This is a genomic window from Tropicibacter sp. Alg240-R139, assembly GCF_900537075.1.
Classification (GTDB): Bacteria; Pseudomonadota; Alphaproteobacteria; order Rhodobacterales; family Rhodobacteraceae; genus Falsiruegeria.
Map to the genome: position 1 here is coordinate 996,843 of NZ_UNRA01000002.1, position 19,972 is coordinate 1,016,814.

At 58.0% G+C, this 19,972-nt stretch carries 16 protein-coding genes; 10 read left to right on the forward strand and 6 right to left on the reverse strand.

What is annotated here, in order from left to right; translation table 11 throughout:
• Positions 1-114: 114 nt before the first annotated feature.
• Entirely contained in the window at positions 115-765 is a 651-nt protein-coding gene (locus G6R15_RS12475) for a LuxR family transcriptional regulator (RefSeq protein WP_240336748.1), read from the reverse strand.
• 209 nt (positions 766-974) lie between these two features.
• On the opposite strand from G6R15_RS12475, the gene G6R15_RS12480 reads away from it, so the two are divergent.
• From G6R15_RS12480 to G6R15_RS12495, 4 genes are read left to right on the forward strand one after another with little or no spacing between them, the layout of a single operon-like run.
• A complete protein-coding gene (locus G6R15_RS12480; protein WP_164660153.1) occupies positions 975-2,219 on the forward strand; it encodes an alanine--glyoxylate aminotransferase family protein in 1,245 nt (414 codons plus the stop codon).
• A gap of 9 nt (positions 2,220-2,228) precedes the next feature.
• Complete coding sequence (locus G6R15_RS12485; protein ID WP_164660154.1) at positions 2,229-3,428, forward strand: malate--CoA ligase subunit beta; 1,200 nt, start codon at positions 2,229-2,231, stop codon at positions 3,426-3,428.
• A complete protein-coding gene (sucD, locus tag G6R15_RS12490) occupies positions 3,425-4,315 on the forward strand; it encodes a succinate--CoA ligase subunit alpha (protein ID WP_164660155.1) in 891 nt (296 codons plus the stop codon). Before G6R15_RS12485 ends, sucD begins: the two co-directional genes overlap by 4 nt.
• A complete protein-coding gene (locus G6R15_RS12495; RefSeq protein WP_164660304.1) occupies positions 4,315-5,286 on the forward strand; it encodes a D-glycerate dehydrogenase in 972 nt (323 codons plus the stop codon). Before sucD ends, G6R15_RS12495 begins: the two co-directional genes overlap by 1 nt.
• Before the next feature lie 39 nt (positions 5,287-5,325).
• Here G6R15_RS12495 and G6R15_RS12500 read toward each other — a convergent pair whose 3' ends face one another.
• The gene (locus G6R15_RS12500; protein ID WP_164660156.1) at positions 5,326-5,754 is read right to left on the reverse strand and encodes a helix-turn-helix domain-containing protein; all 429 of its coding nucleotides are present in this window, start codon (positions 5,752-5,754) and stop codon (positions 5,326-5,328) included.
• 156 nt (positions 5,755-5,910) lie between these two features.
• Between G6R15_RS12500 and G6R15_RS12505 the strand changes: the two genes are divergently transcribed.
• A complete protein-coding gene (locus tag G6R15_RS12505) occupies positions 5,911-6,162 on the forward strand; it encodes a WGR domain-containing protein (protein WP_164660157.1) in 252 nt (83 codons plus the stop codon).
• Between the two features lie 4 nt (positions 6,163-6,166).
• Here the strand turns inward: G6R15_RS12505 and G6R15_RS12510 are convergent, their stop codons facing one another.
• Both G6R15_RS12510 and G6R15_RS12515 read right to left on the reverse strand, forming a co-directional pair.
• Positions 6,167-7,501 (reverse strand): FAD-binding oxidoreductase, encoded by a 1,335-nt coding sequence (locus tag G6R15_RS12510; RefSeq protein WP_164660158.1) that lies wholly within the window; start codon positions 7,499-7,501, stop codon positions 6,167-6,169.
• Between the two features lie 15 nt (positions 7,502-7,516).
• Positions 7,517-8,824 (reverse strand): FAD-binding oxidoreductase, encoded by a 1,308-nt coding sequence (locus tag G6R15_RS12515; RefSeq protein ID WP_164660159.1) that lies wholly within the window; start codon positions 8,822-8,824, stop codon positions 7,517-7,519.
• A 234-nt stretch (positions 8,825-9,058) separates the two neighbouring features.
• Here G6R15_RS12515 and G6R15_RS12520 point away from each other — a divergent pair, with 234 nt between their 5' ends.
• Positions 9,059-9,475 (forward strand): group III truncated hemoglobin, encoded by a 417-nt coding sequence (locus tag G6R15_RS12520; protein ID WP_164660160.1) that lies wholly within the window; start codon positions 9,059-9,061, stop codon positions 9,473-9,475.
• Here the strand turns inward: G6R15_RS12520 and G6R15_RS12525 are convergent.
• Positions 9,472-10,344 carry a helix-turn-helix domain-containing protein gene (locus tag G6R15_RS12525; RefSeq protein WP_240336749.1) on the reverse strand — a complete coding sequence of 291 codons (873 nt, stop codon included), beginning with the start codon at positions 10,342-10,344 and terminating at the stop codon, positions 9,472-9,474. The genes G6R15_RS12520 and G6R15_RS12525 overlap by 4 nt on opposite strands.
• Before the next feature lie 86 nt (positions 10,345-10,430).
• Between G6R15_RS12525 and pobA the strand changes: the two genes are divergently transcribed.
• A complete protein-coding gene (gene pobA, locus G6R15_RS12530) occupies positions 10,431-11,603 on the forward strand; it encodes a 4-hydroxybenzoate 3-monooxygenase (RefSeq protein ID WP_164660162.1) in 1,173 nt (390 codons plus the stop codon).
• 115 nt (positions 11,604-11,718) lie between these two features.
• Here the strand turns inward: pobA and G6R15_RS12535 are convergent, their stop codons facing one another.
• Positions 11,719-14,934 carry a 4Fe-4S dicluster domain-containing protein gene (locus G6R15_RS12535; protein WP_164660163.1) on the reverse strand — a complete coding sequence of 1,072 codons (3,216 nt, stop codon included), beginning with the start codon at positions 14,932-14,934 and terminating at the stop codon, positions 11,719-11,721.
• Positions 14,935-15,173: 239 nt separating this feature from the next.
• Between G6R15_RS12535 and G6R15_RS12540 the strand changes: the two genes are divergently transcribed.
• The 3 genes from G6R15_RS12540 to G6R15_RS12550 all read left to right on the forward strand — a co-directional run bounded on the left by G6R15_RS12540 (position 15,174) and on the right by G6R15_RS12550 (position 19,958).
• Entirely contained in the window at positions 15,174-15,950 is a 777-nt protein-coding gene (locus G6R15_RS12540) for a DeoR/GlpR family DNA-binding transcription regulator (RefSeq protein ID WP_164660305.1), read from the forward strand.
• On the forward strand, positions 15,940-17,550 hold the full coding sequence (gene glpD / locus G6R15_RS12545) for a glycerol-3-phosphate dehydrogenase (protein WP_164660164.1): 1,611 nt from the start codon (positions 15,940-15,942) through the stop codon (positions 17,548-17,550). Before G6R15_RS12540 ends, glpD begins: the two co-directional genes overlap by 11 nt.
• 74 nt (positions 17,551-17,624) lie before the next feature.
• Positions 17,625-19,958 (forward strand): Tex family protein, encoded by a 2,334-nt coding sequence (locus G6R15_RS12550; protein WP_164660165.1) that lies wholly within the window; start codon positions 17,625-17,627, stop codon positions 19,956-19,958.
• Positions 19,959-19,972 lie beyond the last annotated feature (14 nt).

The following is a 19,972-nucleotide window of genomic DNA, read 5'->3' on the forward strand; positions in this document are numbered from 1 at the left end:
GCTCCTTTTTGATCTGGTCAGTTGACGTGACGGCCACAAAAGGAGCGAGAATCGTGCGCTGTCAAGAAATTTTATTGCGCACAATTGCATACATTTGAAAGATGATTCCTCCGATCAATCGGAGTCGGAACTCTCGCCCGGAAGGCGCGAGGAATAGTAAAACGCGATGGCCTGCGCCCGGTTCTTGACCGAGAGCTTTTCGAAGAGGTTCGAGAGGTGGAATTTGACCGTGTTGACGGTGATCCCCAGCTCCTTGGACAGCTCGCGATTTGTCAGCCCTTTGGACAGCGCCTCGAGCATCGTCCGTTCGCGTCGCGACAGGCTATGGATCGGGTCCTTTTGCAGCTCGCGCACGTCGATGTAGGGAAACACCATTTTGCCCGCCGCAACGTCAGCGCACGTCGCCAACAACCCCTCGACATCACCGGCCCGATCGGCAAATCCAGCCGCCCCCGCCGTCATCGCCAAACGCGGCAGATCGCGGTTGCCATCGCCATAGACGACCAACCGGGGCGCATTGACCTGATCGCGCAGAACCTCGATCAGCTTTGCGGCGCCCAGAATCGGTAAATCCCAGTCGATGATGCCGACTTGAACCGGCACGCGCATCACTGTGCCCAGAAACCCCTCGGCCGTGGCAGACGTCGCCACCAGCGAGAATCGCGGATCGCGGTCAAAAATCTCGGACATGGCGGACAGGACCAGCGGATTGCTGTTCGCAAGCATCACGTCGATTGTCTTTGCAGGTGCGGCAAGATCTTGCATTTTCAGCTCATTTTCCCATCACCTACCCGTTCGGGTAGGTGTCAATTTGGTATACCTTTGTATTCTTGCACAAAAGGATAGGCATTTTCCTATCCATATAGCTACCCATAAGCAGGATTAACGGGCGTTGTGGCAAAACTCAATCGGGTTTTTGCTCGTCTCAACAATCAAACACCCCCTGATCGGGGTCCGGAACTTGAGGTCAATTGATGAACGCGCACACCGTCTTTCCCCCTCTCGACATCCCTGAGACGATTGCCGCAGGTCCCGGCCCCGGCCAGACTGACACACGGGTCCTTGCCCGGTTTGCTGGCGCCGGGCTGGCCGATCACATGCAGGCTGACGTCCTGCGGGGTATGATCGAATGCAAGCACATGCTGCGCACGCTGTGGGGCACGGCGAACACCTACACCTTCGGCGTTGCCGGAACCGGGTTTAGCGGTTTGGACGCGATGTTCAGTGCAGTGCAGCCGGGAGACACGGTTGTAGCTTTTGTCAATGGCACCTTTTCAGGCATCGACGGTCAAACGCTGCGGATGAAAGCCGCCACCGCCGAAGAATTGGCCGCTGACCCGCTGAACCCGCAGGCTACATCGGTCGTGACCATTGACGTGCCGCACGGCACATCCGTGACACGCGACGTGATCGAGGCCGCGCTTACCGAGCACAAACCCAAATGGGCCTTTATGGCGCATTGGGAAACCGGCTCGGGTCGGATCAACGACATCCGGGCCCTGTCCGATTTCTGCGAAGCAACCGAAGCCATGGGCCTCGTCGATGCCGTGTCCTCGCTTGGAGTGTCGGACTTTGCGATTGATGATTACCCCGGCATCGTCGGTTGGGCGTCTTGCCCGCAAAAGGGCGTCGCCTGCTTGCCGCTAACCTACGCTCCGGTCAGCTTTTCAGATCGCTACATCGACGTGCTTAAGGCTACCGGCGCCCGAACTTATGCCCATCACCCGATCCTGGAAGCCCGCCACTGGGCTATCATCGACGGGCAGGATGCCGAAAAAGGCATCTATCATCGCACACACTCGGGCTATGCCGTGGCCGCGTTTCACGAGGCATTGCGGATCGCACTGGAAGTCGGCGTTGCCAACCGCGCCGCTGAATACACCCGGCACGAGGCGATCCTGCGCGAAGCCGTCACCCTGATGGGCTGCGATGTAACCTCAGACATGACAAGCCTGCTGGTTCTGGACCTGCCGACCACCTTTAAGGGGCGCGAGATGGAACTGGTTCAGGCCTGCCGCGCGCAAGGGTTCGGCATCTGGCCCACCCTGTCGGAGCCGGTTCAGGTGCGGGTCGGCATTCTGAATCTGCTGTCCGAGCGCGCGATCACTGACATCGCCCTGCGGTTTGGTCAGGCCCTGAACGATCTGGGCGCGCATGTCGATCTGACCGAGATCGAAACCCTTCTAAGCAACCGCTACTCGCAAGCACTCGCAGCGTAAGGTGAGACAATGGACATTCACGAATATCAAGCCAAGGACATCCTGTCCGGTTTCGGCGTCGAGGTACCGCCCGGTGCCATCGCCTATAGCCCTGAACAGGCCACCTATCGTGCCCGCGAATTGGGCGGCGAAAAATGGGTGGTCAAGGCGCAGGTTCACGCTGGTGGCCGTGGCAAGGCAGGTGGGGTCCAGCTGTGCTCGACCGACACCGAAATCCAGGCTGCCTGCGAAGAGATGTTTGGCCGGAAACTGGTGACGCATCAGACCGGGCCCGAGGGCAAGGGCATCTACCGCGTCTACGTCGAAGCAGGCGTGCCGATTGATCGCGAGATCTATCTGGGCTTTGTTCTGGACCGCACCAGCCAGCGGGTGATGATCGTCGCCTCGGGCGAAGGCGGGATGGAGATCGAGGATATCTCGGCAGAGAAACCCGACAGCATCGTGCGTTCGACCGTTGAACCCGCCGTTGGTTTGCAAGAGTTTCAGGCGCGAGAGATTGCCTTTGCCCTTGGCATCGACCCGGCACTGACTGCGCAAATGGTGCGCACGCTTCAGGGCTGCTATCGCGCGTTCACCGAGCTGGATGCCACGATGGTTGAAATCAACCCGCTGGTGATCACAGGCGACAGCCGCATTCTTGCACTGGATGCCAAGATGACGTTCGACGACAACGCGCTGTTCCGTCACCCGCAGATTTCCGAGTTCCGGGACAAAAGCCAGGAAGATCCCCGCGAAAGCCGCGCGGCAGATCGGGGCCTGTCTTATGTGGGCCTGGATGGCAACATCGGCTGCATCGTCAACGGTGCCGGTCTGGCGATGGCGACGATGGACACCATCAAACTGGCCGGGGGCGAGCCTGCAAACTTCCTCGACATCGGCGGTGGCGCCACGCCCGAGCGGGTGGCCAAAGCCTTTCGTCTGGTAATGTCGGATGACAATGTGCAGGCCGTTCTGGTCAACATCTTTGCCGGTATCAACCGCTGCGACTGGGTCGCCGAAGGTGTGGTTCAGGCGCTGAAAGAGGTGCAGGTCGACGTGCCCGTCATCGTCCGCCTTGCCGGAACCAATGTGGCAGAAGGGCAAAAGATCCTGGCCAAATCCGGCCTGCCCATCATCCGCGCCACAACCCTGATGGAAGCCGCCGAACGCTCGGTGGGCGCATGGAAAAACGACCTGTCTCAGGCCACCAGAGTGAGGGCTGTCAAATGAGCATTCTTCTAGATCGCGATACCAAAGTCATCGTTCAGGGCATCACCGGACGGATGGCGACGTTCCATACACGGGACATGATGAACTATGGCACCAATGTTGTCGGCGGCGTTGTCCCCGGCAAGGGCGGCGAGACGGTCGAAGGCGTGCCGGTGTTCAACACCGTGAAAGAGGCGATCGCCGCCACCGGCGCCGAAGCGAGCCTGGTTTTTGTGCCGCCGCCCTTTGCTGCGGATTCGATCATGGAGGCCGCAGACGCAGGCATCCGGTACTGCGTCTGCATAACCGACGGCATCCCGGCGCAGGACATGATCCGGGTCAAACGCTACATGTACCGCTATCCCAAGGACAAGCGCATGGTGCTGACCGGCCCGAACTGCGCTGGCACCATCAGCCCCGGTAAGGCTCTGCTGGGGATCATGCCAGGCCACATCTATCTGCCTGGCAATGTCGGCATTGTTGGGCGCTCGGGTACACTTGGATATGAGGCCGCGGCGCAGCTCAAAGAGCTTGGTCTGGGCGTTTCAACCTCGGTCGGTATCGGTGGTGATCCGATCAACGGCTCGTCATTCAAGGATATTCTGGAGCGGTTTGAACAAGATGACGAAACCCACGTGATTGCCCTGATCGGCGAGATCGGAGGCCCGCAAGAGGCAGAGGCGGCAGAATACATTCGCGACCACATCACCAAACCGGTCATCGCTTATGTCGCGGGCATGACCGCGCCCAAAGGACGGACCATGGGCCATGCAGGCGCCATCATCTCGGCCTTTGGTGAAAGCGCCAGCGAGAAGGTGGAGATCTTGTCCGCCGCCGGTGTGACAGTCGCCGAGAACCCCGCCGTCATCGGGGAAACAATCGCAAACGTCATGAGAAAGACCGCATGATGGTGAAACCCAGCGTTTTTGTAACCCGCCGTTGGCCCGCCGCCGTCGAGGCGCGCTTGGCCGAGGACTATGACGTCGTGCTCAACACAGGCGATCAGCCGTTGGCCGCGCCAGAGCTGCGCGATGCGCTCAAAACCTATGACGCGGTGCTGCCGACAGTGACCGACAAACTGGGGGCCGAGGCGCTGGATATGCCTCAGGCACGGACGCGTATCCTGGCAAACTACGGTGTCGGCTACAGCCACATTGACGAGGGTTGCGCCCGTGATCTGGGGCTGACCGTGACCAACACGCCGGATGTGCTCAGCGAATGCACCGCCGACATTGCCATGACCCTGATGTTGATGGCGGCGCGGCGTGCCTCCGAAGGGGAACGCGAGCTGCGCAATGGTCAGTGGAGCGGCTGGCGTCCGACGCATCTGATCGGCACCAAGGTCAGCGGCAAGACGCTGGGCATCATCGGATTTGGCCGCATTGGTCAGGAAATGGCGAAACGCGCCCACCACGGGTTCGGGATGAAAATTCTGGTGCAGAACCGGTCTGCTGTGGACCCCAAGGTGCTGGCGCAATTCAACGCGATCCAGGTCGACAACGTTGACGCCTTGCTGCCGCAATGCGACTTCGTCTCGCTGCATTGCCCCGGTGGACCGGCCAACCGGCATCTGATCAACGGGCGTCGGCTTGACCTGATGAAGCAGGGTGCATTCCTGATCAACACCGCGCGGGGTGAGGTCGTGGACGAACACGCATTGGCCCAAGCGCTGTGGTTCGATGTCATCGCCGGTGCCGGCCTTGACGTCTACGACGGCGAACCCCGGATCAACCCGAACCTTGCAGGCTGCGATAATCTGGTGATGTTGCCCCACCTGGGCAGCGCCACCCGCGAGGCGCGCGAGGCCATGGGGTTCCGTGTGCTGGACAATCTAGATGACTTCTTTGCCGGGCGGACGCCCCGCGATCGGGTGATTTAAGCCCTTGGGTCCGCCAGTTCCCTGACTGGCAGACCCTTATCATTCGCCGATTCTGTCGTGATCTGTCAGGCATTCGGAATGATCGCTGAGCACTTTCAGCACGTTGCAATCCAGCCCTGAAATGCCATCGCAGTTTGCGATCATCCGCTCGAGCTCTGCCTCTAGCGCCTGTAGGCGAAGGATACGCTGACGGACCTGCACCAACTGCCGTTGCGCAATGGAATCGACCCGGCTGCAGGATTGTTCCGGGTTATCCGACAAGTCCAGAAACTCGCGGATTGCGTCCAGCGAAAACCCAAGCTGTCGCCCGTGCCGGATAAAGGCCAAACGATCCAGATCCGCCATGTGATACCGCCGCTGCCCGCCTGACGTGCGGCCAGGTTCATTCATCAAGCCGATCTGTTCGTAATAGCGAATGGTTTGAACTTTGGTCCCAGTTTGTCGAGACAATGCACCAATTGAAAGCATGACATACCTACAGTCTATGAAGCTTTACCAGAGCTACGCCTTACCCTTTTGACCTGCAAGCCACACCTTTTGAATTTCCCGCATCGGCTTGTTTGCGACTCATTCATTCTGGGCGTTTACCTTCGTAAACAGTGTGTCCAACAACGGGGAACGAGCGTGCAGGTTCGGCTGGAAAGAATCAATCATGTCAAACGGCAGAGCCGGTACTACGTGCTAAGCGTATCCGAGACCCTGTTTGGTGAGTGGTGTCTGACACAGGAATCCGGCCCCATTGGGGCCAATATCGGCAACAAGCGCATTGATTACATGCCCTCACGCGCAGATGCCGTTCAAGCGCTGCTTACTATGAAAGACGCGAAAACCCGGTCCGGCTATGCGCCAATCCCCGTGCAACTGCCGCTGCTGTAAGGTCCTACATCGCGTCACGGAACCTGTACCACGCAAAGGCAGGTGGCAGGGACGCGCGGCGAAACGGCCCCAATTCAAACCGTCGCGGCGCGCGTTTCATCAGGTCAGGGTGCGGCCGGCGGGATTTGCCCATGGCCATATCGGCGATCAAGGCACCGGCATAGTTCGCCATCGTCACCCCGCCGCCGTGATAGCCAAAGGCGGCAAAGGCACCATCCATCCCCGGCAGTGCCCCAGCAAAGGGCACCAGGTTTCTGGTCATGCAGATCAGACCCGACCAGAAATACGGCGTCTCGACATGGTGCCATTCAGGGAACATGCGATCAAAATCGACACGCGCGATGGCACGGGTTGCGGCCATGTTCTGTTCCGTCACACGCACCGAGCCACGCAATCCCAACAGCATCCGATTGTCCGGCAACAGACGGAAATAGTGCAGCAAGGTTCGGGAATCGACCAGCATCTGGCGGCTCCACCACCCTTGCGTTTGTATTTCATCTTCGGTCAGCGGGCGGGATACGAGGATGTTGGACTGCACCGGCAGATACCGTCCGGACAGCGCGCCCGGCATGTCATCACTGGAATATCCATTGGTTCCCACCAGCAGCTTCTTTGCGCGAACACGTCCCTTTGGCGTGTGCAGGACATACCCGCCGGATTGCTCAATCTGAGTCACTGGGGTTTTGCTGAAGATACGCACGCCGCGTCGCTGGGCGGCCCTGTAGAGACCAAAGACAAATTTCATCGGATTGAGCGCAAAGCCAATCGGCAGATGCACCGCGCCGTGAAAGTCCGGGCTGTTCAACCCGTGCGCCGCCATCTCCTCTTTGGGGACGAACTCGAAAGGCAGGTCATAGCGCTTGGTGTATTCCGCGCCATAGTCCTTGACCGCCGCAACCGCACCGGGCTTGTGCGCCACAAAAGTGTAGCCTTTGGAATGGCGATCCACGTCCAGATCAAACTCGGCCAGATATTCTTTTACCAAATCGACCGAGGCGCGTTCGGCGTCAAAGAACACCCGAGCATCCGACGCACCGTATTTGCGAATGACGTCTTCGTCCTCCAGCTTGGCGCTGCCGACGGAAACAAGACCCCCGTTCCGACCCGATGCGCCCCAACCCGGAACATTGGCATCTAAAAGGACCACATCCGCCCCTTCGGCGGCCAGCGTCAGCGCTGCCGACAGGCCGGTGTAACCGCCACCGATAACGGCAAACTCACAGCGCTGCTCGCTATCGAGTTCGGGATACTCAGGCGGCGCCGTGTCTAGCGTTGACGGCCAGTACCGTTCCTGGATGGGGCGGTCGCCATACGCCATATCTTCGTAGATGCGTTTCATCTGATGCCCTCGGCGTTACAGCTTGTCGCGGAAACTGTACCAGAGCATCGCCAAGATAAGCAGTGGCGAGCGCAACGCAGCCCCGCCCGGAAACCGGGGCGTGGGGACCGAGGCCATCAGATCAAACCGCTCGGCCTGCCCTGCAATCGCCTCGGCCGCGATTTGTCCGGCAAGCGAGGCCATTGCAACGCCGTGCCCCGAGAACCCCGAAAGGCTCAGGATATTGCCGCGCAACCGTTCGAAATGCGGCATCCGGTTCATCGTGATCCCCAGCGTTCCGCCCCAAGCGTGGTCGATGCGCACGCTGTTCAGCTGCGGGAATATCTCAAGCATCGGCACACGCACGGCCGCTGCGATGTCATTGGGAAACTTGTAACGATAGCTTTCGGTGCCACCAAACAGTAGGCGGTGATCGCCTGAGAACCGAAAATAGTTCACCACAAACTTGCTGTCCGCCACAGCATGGTTGTTGCGAATAAGCTCTTCTTGCCGCTCCGGTCCCAAGGGTTCTGTCGCGACAACATAGTTGTTGATCGGCATGACCCGCGCGGCGACATGCCCGTTCAGCTTGCCCAGATACCCGTTGCACCCCAGCACGACATGATCCGCTGTGACGCGGGCGGTGTCGGTTGTAACAACTGCCGGAGACGCCTCTTGCAACGCCGTCACGCGCGACTGCTCAAAGATGCGTACCCCCGCAGCCTCTGCCATCCGCGCCAAACCCAAGACATATTGCAGCGGATCGATGTGGCCTGCGTCCTCGAAAATACTGCCGCCGTGATAGGTGGGAGAGTTTACCAGATACCGCAGTTCTTCGCGATCCAGCGCCCGAATGTTGGTGTATCCGTATTTGTCCTGCAGGTGTTTGACGTAATCATGGCTGTGTTTGACATACCGCGCCCGGTGATCGGCGTGAATGATTCCGGGGTGAAAATCGGCATGCACCAGATCGGACTTAGACAATTCACGCACCAGATCGACAGATTGACGGGCGATCTGCCACAAAGCCTGTGCACGGTCGTGGCCAACCATACCTTCAAGCTCGTCCTGTTCGACGCGCTGCCCCTGCCCGACTTGGCCACCATTGCGCCCCGATGCGCCAAAACCTACGCGCTGCGCCTCGAGCAGAACCACGTCGTAACCACGCTGCGCCAGATGCAGTGCACTGCTAAGCCCCGTGAAACCACCACCAACAACACAGACATCGCACCGCAAGTCGCCCGTAGCCACAGAGCGTGCATCCAACGCATTTGCCTGCGCGTTGACCGCATAATAAGAACCGGGATAACGACCTGATTGGTCATTGATCGTCAGCAGATCCATTCTGTATCCTGTTTCATGTCTGGCAGTGCGTATTCCTGTGTCAACCTACGCCCCTGCACCAGCTGAATCCATATATGATCAAAATATTTTTTCCTGTTTTTTCCTAAGACCGACAAATCTGGTAAAATTTGATCACGTTGCTCGCAACCAAGTCGCATGTAACACGGGTCAAATCCCCGCATTGAGTCTACAACAGTTTCAAGCCAGAGATTACTGAGCAAAAAGGCGCTTCAAATGACCGTAGACCGATCTCCAAAGGCCAACATTACACGGGCCGACATTCAGGCGCTGTTAACGTTGTTCTATGCACGGGTTCGCGCTGACGACACCATTGGTCCAATCTTTCATCAACATATCGGCAAAGACGAAGCAGTTTGGGCGGCCCATTTGGCCAAGATCGAAGACTTCTGGGCCAACGTCATGCTGCGCGACCGGGCCTATCAGGGCAACCCGATGCAGACCCATCTGGCCATGCCCGAGATCACGCCGCAACACTTCGACGTCTGGCTAACCGTGTTCGAGACGACAGCGCATGAGGTTCTGCCTCCAAACAAGGCCAGCCTATTCGATCTTATGGCACGACGCATCGGGCAAAGCCTGATGATGGGCATGCAACGGATATATACCGATCAGGTGCCCGATCTAAGCTAAGCGCGGTTTTGATCTGTGTTCTGTCGAAACGCGCGTGGAGAAGACCCCACCCCGACCGAAAAGACACGTGAGAAATGCGCCGGATCGGAATATCCAAGCTCATACGCAATCTGGGACACAGAGAGGTTGGTAAAAATCAACTGCCGCCGCGCTTCGCGTAGGACACGATCGCGAACGAGCATAGAGGCAACCCGCCCTGTTTCCTTCTTGCACACACGGTTCAGATGCGTGGGCGAAACCGCCAATATACGAGCGTATTCTGCGACTCTGATCTGATTGCGAAATTCGACGTCAATCAGTGCCTCGAACCGCGACACCAATCCACCTGGCCTGTGCGGCGCACCGGTTGGCACGTCTGTTTGCGCCTGTCTTGCAACCTGCCCCAGCAACAACCCTGTCAAAGACCGCAGCATCTGTGCCCGGGCAAAAGCACGCCCCGCAAACTCTTGTTGGACATTTTGCATTGTGCCCTTCATTTCCGCGATTGCAGGCTGAACAATTGGCGTGTTCAACACCGCCCGAACGCCTTCGCCCGAGGGCAGTAACTCGTCCAGCAACTCTACCGTGATTGTCAGAACCCAACCCTGAGTGCCTGGAACAAATCCAAATCCGTGCACAATGCCTTGCGGAACATTTACGAACCGGTCCGCACCAAGCGCATGAACGCGACCATCCATGTTGGCTTGCCCGCCACCTGATTGCAGAACCAACACCTGATGCAGGCGGGCATGACGGTGGGGTTTAAGCTCCCAATTGTGCAACTTTGAACGCGTCTCAATACGCTCACAATGAATCACATCTGGCAACTCGGCGGTTTCCCCGAACAGGTTATAGCCTTGAATTTGGGATGGATCGCGTCGTTCCGGCATGTTCGAATTATGCAAGTTTTGGCCAATCCTGTCCATTCCACTGCTTCGCTGTGTTGGGAATACTTGCAGACAAGGGAGACGCGATCATGAAAACCCAAGTTGCCATCATCGGTGGTGGCCCTTCTGGGCTGTTGCTGTCACAGCTGCTGCATGTGCGGGGCATCGACACCATCGTTCTGGAAAAGCACACCCGCGACTATGTCCTGGGCCGTATCCGGGCCGGTGTGCTGGAACATGGGTTTGCCAACCTGATGCGCGAGGCCCAATGCGGTGACCGGATGGACGCTGAGGGCGAAATTCACGAAGGGTTCTTTATCGCGCGCGACAACCGCAAACACCGGATCGATCTGAGCGGACCAACGAACGGAAACTCAGTCGTAGTTTACGGTCAAACCGAAGTGACCCGTGATCTGTACGAGGCGCGCGACAAGATGAACGGAATCGTTCTGCATGATGTGCAAACCGTTGAATTGCATGACCTAACAACGACCACGCCCCACGTGACCTTCCGGCAGAACGGTGAAAACCTGCGGATCGATTGCGACTTTGTCGTGGGCGCCGATGGCTTTCACGGAGTCAGCCGTAAATCCATCCCAGAAGACGTGCTGACCGAATATGAAAAGGTGTTTCCGTTCGGTTGGCTCGGCGTTCTGTCACACACCAAACCGGCGTCGCCCGAGCTGATCTATGCGTCAAGCGATCGCGGCTTCGCCTTGTGCTCCATGCGCAGCCAGATCCTCAGCCGATTTTACATTCAAGTGCCCCTGACCGACAGCGTCGATGACTGGAGCGACAAAGCCTTTTGGAGCGAACTCAAGCGACGCCTGCCTGACGAGGTGAGCGAGACTCTGGTGACTGGAGCATCGATTGAAAAATCCATTGCACCGTTGCGCGGCTATGTGGCCGAACCAATGCGATATGGAAACCTGTTTCTGGCGGGTGACGCTGCCCATATCTTTCCTCCGACCGGGGCTCGTGGATTGAACTCAGCGGCATCAGACATTCACTACCTGTATCAGGGGCTGGTCGATCATTACCTGAGTGGGGACGATGGCGGGCTTGAAACCTATTCGGAGCGCGCACTGGCCCGAGTATGGAAAGCTCAGCGGTTTTCCTGGATGATGACATCGATGTTACATAGCTTTCCCGACGACACCCCCTATGACCGCCGCTTGCGCGAGGTCGAGTTGGACTATCTGTTGTCATCGGCCAATGCACGCGCTGCATTGGCCGAGAACTATGTCGGATTACCTTACTGACCCCGAGAGCTCCCACACCCGAGTGATCCCGACTTCGTCGGCCCAACGGGAAGAGGTGTTTCGTCAGAAACATCGATGACGGGCGGGAGCGCTTGTGAATCGCAAAGCTCCCTGCTCACGCATCGATTTCGATGGTCCCATCAGGCTCGGCTGCGCGCGACTGACAGGTGATGATCGCCGTTTCACGCTGTTTGTTCGACAGAACAAAATCCCGGTGCTCCACTTCGCCCGAGATCAAACCGCATTTGCACACGCCACAGATCCCGTCGGAGCATTTGATATCCACCGGCAACCCGATCTCGACCATAACTTCCGCTGCCGTCTTGTCTGCAGGAACGTCCAGCACCCTGCCTGATCGCGCGAGTTTCAGTTTGAAGGGATGATTTTCGTATTCCGGCTGTTCCGGCACGCTGAAGTACTCCAGATGCCTCGCCTCTTCGGGGAAACCTTGCCGGGTAGCGGCCTCTATCACCCCGTCCATGTAGCGATCAGGGCCGCAGGTGTAGACATGCCAGCCTGATTGATACCCCAACAGCACCTGGTCTAAATCTGCCCGTGATCCCTGATCCGAAAAGTGCAGAAACACGCGGTCGGCCCATGGCATCGTCGCCAGATCTTCCAGGTATCCCGCGCCTGCTTTGCGGCTGGCGGAATAATGCAGCTCAAAGTCAGCCCCCAGATCATGCAACCGATGCGCAAAAGCGATCATCGGGGTGATGCCAATCCCCCCGCCCATCAGAAATGTCTTGCTGGCGGTCTCATCCAATTCGAAATGGTTGATCGGCTTCGAGATGAAGACCTTGCGCCCTTCAGAAAAGATCCGATGCAGCAAAGCCGATCCGCCCCGCCCCTCGTCTTCGCGCAGGACACCGATCTGATAAGTGCCGGTCCCCGCGGGATTGCCCGACATTGAATATTGCCGCAGAAACTCCGGCGCTACGACGACATCCAGATGCGCCCCAGCCGTCCATTCGGGCAAAGGAGAGCCATCAACCGTCGAAAACTCATATTTGGTGACGTCTGCCGTCATTTCATCTACCTTGCTGATCGACACCTGGATCACCGGCGCGTCGCCGTCGTTGGTGTATCGGTGCACCATCGACGTATCGCCACGTGCCAACCGCTCTTGGTACTCATCAGCCGAGATCATCGCTTCATAAGCCGCGATGCCCGCTTCGCGATCCATTGGGAACGGATACGGATAAGGAGGCGGCGCCAACGGGGCGGGATAGACGGCAAGCGTCTGATCTTCGTATTTCAAGTCCAGATCAAGCTGCAGATCGCGCCGGTTGACCGCGTGTTTAGGTCGCCGGTACCCGCCGCTTTCGTCAAGCTCGACATCCCACCACCATTTTTTGACCTCGTTCAGACCACCATTGCCAACGGCATCATCAAGTTTGGCCAGCATCGGCGCCGAGGATGGGATGTTCGTTGCGGCCCACCGAAACGGCGCTTGGGAAAACAACCCTTCCAGATTCCACGGGCAGGTCTTCATACAGCGCCCACACATCGCGCCGCCCTGCTGCGTGATCCGATATGTGGTGCATTTTTGGCTGTCGGATTTCCAAATTTCATAGCCGTTGAACATCCGCTTAGGACCGGCCGTTATTGCTCCCGACGGGCATTCGCGCGCGCATTTGTTGCACGAGTTGCAAAAGTTTTGCAGGCCAAAGTCGATCGGTTTGTCATGCGCCATCGGCATGTCAGTGGTCACCGCCCCAGACTTCAGGCGTGGACCCAGATAGGGGTTCAAAATGACCTCGCCGATCCGGCTGACCTCTCCCAATCCAGCAAGCAACAACAACGGCGGTTGGAGCACTTCACCGTCCATCACAGTGTGCGCCTTGGCGGAATAGCCCAGGTTGCGGATCTGTTGGGCAATCACACCGCCCAGCAGTGAAAACCGCAAGTATGCGCGCATGGACTGACTCACAGCGATCCAGTCATCGCCACTGGCGCCTTCCATCGTCTCGAACCCCTGATCGATGATCATGCCCACCGCTTGATCATGAGAGGGCTCGATCGGTTGGCCCGCCGCGTCGTGGCTGTACCAGCTCCACTCGGGGCAACGGCTGGTGCCAACCGCGTCGACACCCAGAAAATAACTTGCCGCCTTGAGGTTGTCAGCGTTGCGCTGTTCCTGCGTTGGCCGCGTGCCTTGCGTGTTTGCCTCGCCATCCTGCAACAGGACAAACGCGCCAAGGGCGCGGCGTTGGGCAAAACTTGGTGCGGATTTGCGAACGTAATGACCACCACGCGCGGCTTCTTGATTGCCTTTGCCCATGTCACCAAACAACGAGCGTGCAAACATGTCGGCCCGCTTTGGGACACGAGCAACGTTTGCCTCGTCAATGTAGGTGGTTGGCGTGTCCACGCGCTTGAGCCGTTCGAAGGGATGCGCCCCATCTACATAATTTCGACGCGAAAACGGATCGCGGTTCAGCGCAGATTTGGCGAACCCTTTACCCACCCACCAGGCCGGGCCTTGTGTCTTGAACCACGGCTGCGCAGCCATCGGTGCCAACGGTTGATCCGCGGCCAATTCCATCTCGGTCGTAATTGCAGCCAAACCAAAGCGGGTGCCCAGCCATGGGGCCACCAAGGCCCCCTCCTCGATGCTGACCAATCCGGCAGCAACAGCAAATCGTCCCAGGTCAACCTCGCTTGTGGTCAGCGTGTGCGCGCGCGCGTCAAACCCCAGCAGGCGGATGTAGTTGGCAATCACCACCGCCGTTTCAGTTGCACGCAGACAGGCGCGATGATCCTGCGCATTCTGTATCCAGTCACTGCCTGGCTCATCTGGTCGGGGATCGCGGGTGTGTTCATACAGGAACACGATGACGTTCCTATGCCCATCGACTTGGGTCGACGGTGCTTCGATGCTTTCTTTGAGGTCGGCCATGATCATGTCGATGCCAGAGGCGAACGTTTTGGTTTGCCGTGTCTTGAGCTCATGAGCCAAGCGGTCAATATCAGGGTTTCGCCGCGGGACCTCTAGGATCGCGTCCGCCGTCAACCTCCCAATCCCGACCATCGACGCGTCGTTGTAATATCCAAAGGCCTTGAGGTGATTGGACCGTTCCTGAGGATCATCCGGAATGTCAGATTTAGCCTTATTGGCGAACCCGTCGCGGATCGCATCCATCATCGCCTGAAATTCCCCCATCGCGTTGACGATACTTTCGGGGTGTTCCGGTCGATGAAAGCTGAGCGAAGGCATCGTTGGAACAAGCGAGAGATCCGGCACGACCGTCCGCCGGGCGAGCCGCTCAAGCGGATATGATCCCATATGAACCGGTCGTTTCCGGTCCGAAAAGAATCGAATCCCCATGCGTCATGCCCTCCTCGCTTGATGAAAAAGCCTCTGGCTCGGCGCTGAACAAGCCGCAGTTTTGTTGCCATGTCAACTCCGGTGGATTGAGTGGGTCCCACCACACCAAAATGCGCCCTATTTCCGCAAGTGAATAGGGTAAGTTCGAAAGATAACGAAAGCATTTCGAAAATCCGGTAGTGACATTCACCAATCAGGTGCCTATTTAGCAATCAGTGACACACCAAGGGCTGCCGATTATGGATGCCGAAGAACGCCATAGCGTGATCCTCCAACTGCTACGCGAGACTGAACGCGTCAACGTCGACGATCTGTCGACCCGATTTGGCGTGTCGAACCAGACCGTCCGCGCTGACCTGCGAGACTTGAGCAACCGGGGGTTGGCAACGCGCACCCACGGCGGCGCGGTGCGAGTCGATCAGGTATCGAACCGCGAATATGCCGAGCGGCGCAAACTTAAAGGTCAAGAGAAAGAGGCGATGGGGCTTCTGACCGCGTCCCTGATCCCCGACGCTTGCTCGGTCAGCCTGAACATTGGAACATCGACCGAACAGGTCGCCAGGGCACTCAGCCATCACAAAGACCTGACGGTTCTGTCCAACAACATCAACATAATCAACATCCTGATCGACACCCAGTCAAAGGAGCTGATCTTGGTTGGTGGGGCTGTCCGGCAAAGCGACGGCGCGATCGTTGGCGAAGACGCGGTCGAGTTCATCGAACGCTACAAGGTCGACTATGCCGTGATTGGGGCCTCTGCCCTGGATGCCGACGGCTCGATCTTGGATTTCGACGCGCGCGAAGTGTCTGTTGCCCGCGCCATCCTGCGCAATTCCCGCATCAAGATCCTGGTATGTGACAGCTCGAAATTCGAACGCGCTGCGCCGATCCGAATCTGCGCGGTCCAAGATTTGGACTATGTTGTGACCGATCAAATCCCCCCCCTAGAATTTATTGAAGCTGCCCGTACGGGGCAGACCGAAATTTTGATATTGGACGAATTGAATGCAGGCTGACGCATTGGCCCAGAAGGGTAACAAACCGCTGGATGTTTTTATCATCGGGGGCGGCATCAACGGCTGCGGCATTGCCCGCGATGCAGCCGGACGTGGGTTTTCAGTTGCTCTGGCCGAAATGAACGATCTGGCCTCGGCCACTTCATCCGCGTCAACCAAGTTGTTTCATGGTGGCCTTCGGTATCTGGAGTTTCTGGAATTCCGCTTGGTGCGCGAGGCGCTGATTGAGCGTGAGGTTTTGCTCAAAGCAATGCCGCACATCAGCTGGCCGATGCGCTTTGTCCTGCCTTATCACCCGGACATGCGGTTCGAAAGTGACACGCCGGTGTCGCGCATGTTGGGCGCTGTCATGCCTTGGATGAAAGGCCGCCGACCCAGTTGGTTGGTGCGGTTGGGGCTGTTTTTGTATGACACGATGGGTGGACGCGAGATCCTGCCATCGACAAGCACGCTGAACTTGGAAACCGACCCGGCGGGGGGTCCCTTGCAAGGCAAGTTTCTCAAGGCGTTTGAATATTCCGACTGCTGGATACAAGACGCGCGGCTGGTGGTGCTGAACGCCCGCGACGCCAAAGCCCGCGGCGCACAGATCATGACCCGCACCAAGGTTGTAAACGCTGAACACGACGGGGGGATGTGGACCATCACCACCGAAGACACCTCGACCAGACAGCGCCAATCTGTCCAAGCCAAGATGCTGATCAATGCGGGCGGCCCTTGGGTTGGCGACATCATTCAGAATACGCTGCGCAGCAATTCGACCGATGGCGTGCGCTTGGTGCGCGGCAGCCATATCGTGACCCGCAAGCTGTTTGACCACGACAAAGCCTATTTCTTTCAAGGCACCGACGGGCGGATCATCTTTGCCATTCCCTACGAAGGCGAGTTTACTCTGATCGGCACAACAGATGCAGATCACGCAGATGCAGACACCAAACCCGAATGTACCGAGGCCGAGCGTGATTATCTGCTTAACTTTGCCTCGCAGTATTTCGACGCGCCTTTGACCTCCGATGATGTGGTTTGGACTTATTCGGGCGTGCGTCCACTGTTTGACGACGGGGCCAAATCCGCGACTGCCGCAACCCGCGAATATGTGCTGAAGCTGGAGCAATCGGATGGCGCGGCGCTACTCAACGTGTTTGGCGGAAAAATCACCACTTATCGCAAACTGGCCGAGGCCGCGTTAGAGAAGATGGCCGAAGTCTTTCCTGGCACCAAACCAAAGTGGACGGCAGGGGTCCCCCTGCCCGGCGGAGACTTTCCCGTTAACGGTTTGGACAGTCTGATCGCCTCGACCCGCGCACAATACCCATTTCTGGATCAGTATTGGGCCACGCGATTGGTGCGTGCTTATGGCACCGAAGTGACCAGCATCTTGGGCAATGCAACTAGCGCCGACGCGCTTGGGGCCGACTTTGGAGCCACCATCACAGAACGAGAATTGGACTGGTGTATTAACAATGAATGGGTGCGCAGCGGGAGTGACTTTTTGTGGCGCCGGTCCAAGCTTGGACTGCGCCTGACCGCAGATCAGGTCAGTGCGGTGGATGTTCATATCGCTGCAGTCCTACAGACGAGATCAGCGAAAGCCGGCTGAAGTTTCATTCCCCCTTGGCGTGCCTGGACGGGCTGAGTAAGAAGGATGTCCGACCAAACCCTAGGGAGGCCGCATTGGACAACGGACATCGTATCGCCCAGACCATCGCAACCGAGATCAGCGCACGCCCTGAACAGGTGTGCGCCGCTGTTACATTGTTGGACGAAGGATCAACCGTACCTTTCATTGCGCGATACAGAAAAGAGGCGACCGGCGGTCTGGACGACACCCAACTGCGTCTATTGAACGATCGGCTGACCTATCTGCGCGAGTTGGATGCGCGGCGCGATATCATTTTGTCCTCGATCAAGGATCAAGGAAAATTAACCGACGCCCTAGCCAAATCCATCACGCTGGCCAACACCAAAGCTGAGCTGGAAGACATATATCTTCCCTACAAACCCAAGCGCCGCACTAAGGCGATGATCGCACGGGAAAACGGGCTGGAACCGTTGGCCGAGGCCATTCTGGCGGATCGCACACAAGCACCTGAAACACTGTCGGAATCTTATGTGTCAGACGCGGTTCCAACGGTACGAGACGCCCTGAACGGGGCGCGTGACATCATCGCCGAAGGGTTGACCGAAAACGCGGGCCTGTTGCGCGAACTGCGCAAGTTCATGCAGACCGAAGCGTTCCTGACCTCGAAACTCATCGACGGGCAAGAGGCGAAGGGTGCCAAATTTTCTGATTATTTTGACCACCGCGAACGATGGGCTGATGTGCCGTCACACCGAGCGTTGGCCATGTTGCGAGCCTCGAAAGAAGGGGTCGTAACACTGGACGTCGCCCCTGACCCGGAAACTGGGGCCGAGCGGGCCGAAGCTATCGTCGCAGCACAGCTGCAAACCCGCAGCGAGGCGCCGGGCGACAAATGGTTGCGCAAGATGGCGGGCTGGACCTGGCGGGTGAAGCTGTCGTTGTCGATGATGGTCGAATTGATGGCCGATCTGCGCAGCCGCTCGCAAGAGGACGCGATCACTGTTTTTGCCCGAAATCTCAAGGATTTGCTGTTTGCAGCACCTGCTGGCGCGTGTCCTACTCTGGGGTTGGATCCGGGCATTCGAACGGGCGTGAAAGCTGCAGTCGTGGATGCAACCGGCAAATTGGTGGCGACCGAAACGCTCTATCCGTTTCAACCCAAGAATGACGTTCGCGGATCTGAAGCCGCGATCCTGAAACTGATTGCGACACATGGAATCGAACTGATCGCTATCGGCAACGGCACGGCCAGTCGCGAGACAGAACGGTTGGTGGCGGACACGCTGAAACTGCTGCCCAAAGGGGTCAAGGTCCCGACCAAGGTCGTGGTGTCCGAGGCAGGCGCATCGGTCTATTCGGCATCGGAGCTGGCCGCCCGCGAATTTCCCGATCTGGATGTGTCGCTACGCGGCGCGGTGTCGATTGCCCGGCGTCTGCAAGACCCGCTGGCGGAACTGGTCAAGATCGAGCCCAAATCCATTGGCGTCGGGCAGTATCAGCATGACGTGGATCAACACCGCCTGAGCAAATCGCTGGAAGCGGTGATCGAGGACGTGGTCAACGCCGTTGGGGTTGATCTGAACATGGCCTCTGCCCCGCTTTTGGCGCATGTTTCAGGTCTTGGGCCGGGTCTGGCGGCGGCGATTGTGGCACATCGGGATCAAAACGGTGCTTTTGGCGCGCGTCGGGATCTGCTGAAAGTCCCCCGTCTGGGTCCGCGTGCCTTTGAACAATGCGCTGGTTTCCTGCGAATTCGCGATGGCGGCGAGCCATTGGATGCCTCGTCCGTTCACCCCGAAGCTTATGGGGTTGCGAGAAAAATCGTTCAGGCTTGCGGACGCGACATTCGCCAGATCATGGGCGACGAAGGGGCGCTCAAGTCGTTGCGAGCTGAACAATTTGTAGATGACAGCTTTGGTCTTCCAACTGTGCGGGACATCTTTGAAGAGCTTGAAAAGCCGGGTCGCGACCCTCGCCCCAGCTTTGTCACCGCATCCTTTGTAGACGGAATTGAAGACATCAAAGACCTCAAACCGGGGATGTCTCTGGAAGGCACTGTGACAAACGTTGCGGCCTTTGGCGCCTTTGTCGACATTGGCGTTCATCAAGATGGTCTGGTTCATGTCAGTCAGTTGGCGGACCGTTTTGTCAAAGACCCCCACGAGGTGGTCAAGACCGGACAAATTGTCAAAGTGCGCGTCACCGAAGTAGACGTCCCCCGCAAACGCATCGGGTTGAGCATGCGCAAAGATGGCGGCGCGTCTGCTGGTGAACATCGTGGCAACAATAAATCCGCACCGCGCGGCAAACCCCACGACAAGAGCCCACGGTCGCAGAAAACCAACCATCAGGCCAAATCAAATTCAAAAGGGACAGACACCGGTGCCTTGGGTGCGGCCCTGATGGATGCTTTCAAGAAAAACTAGTCAGACAAACGGGG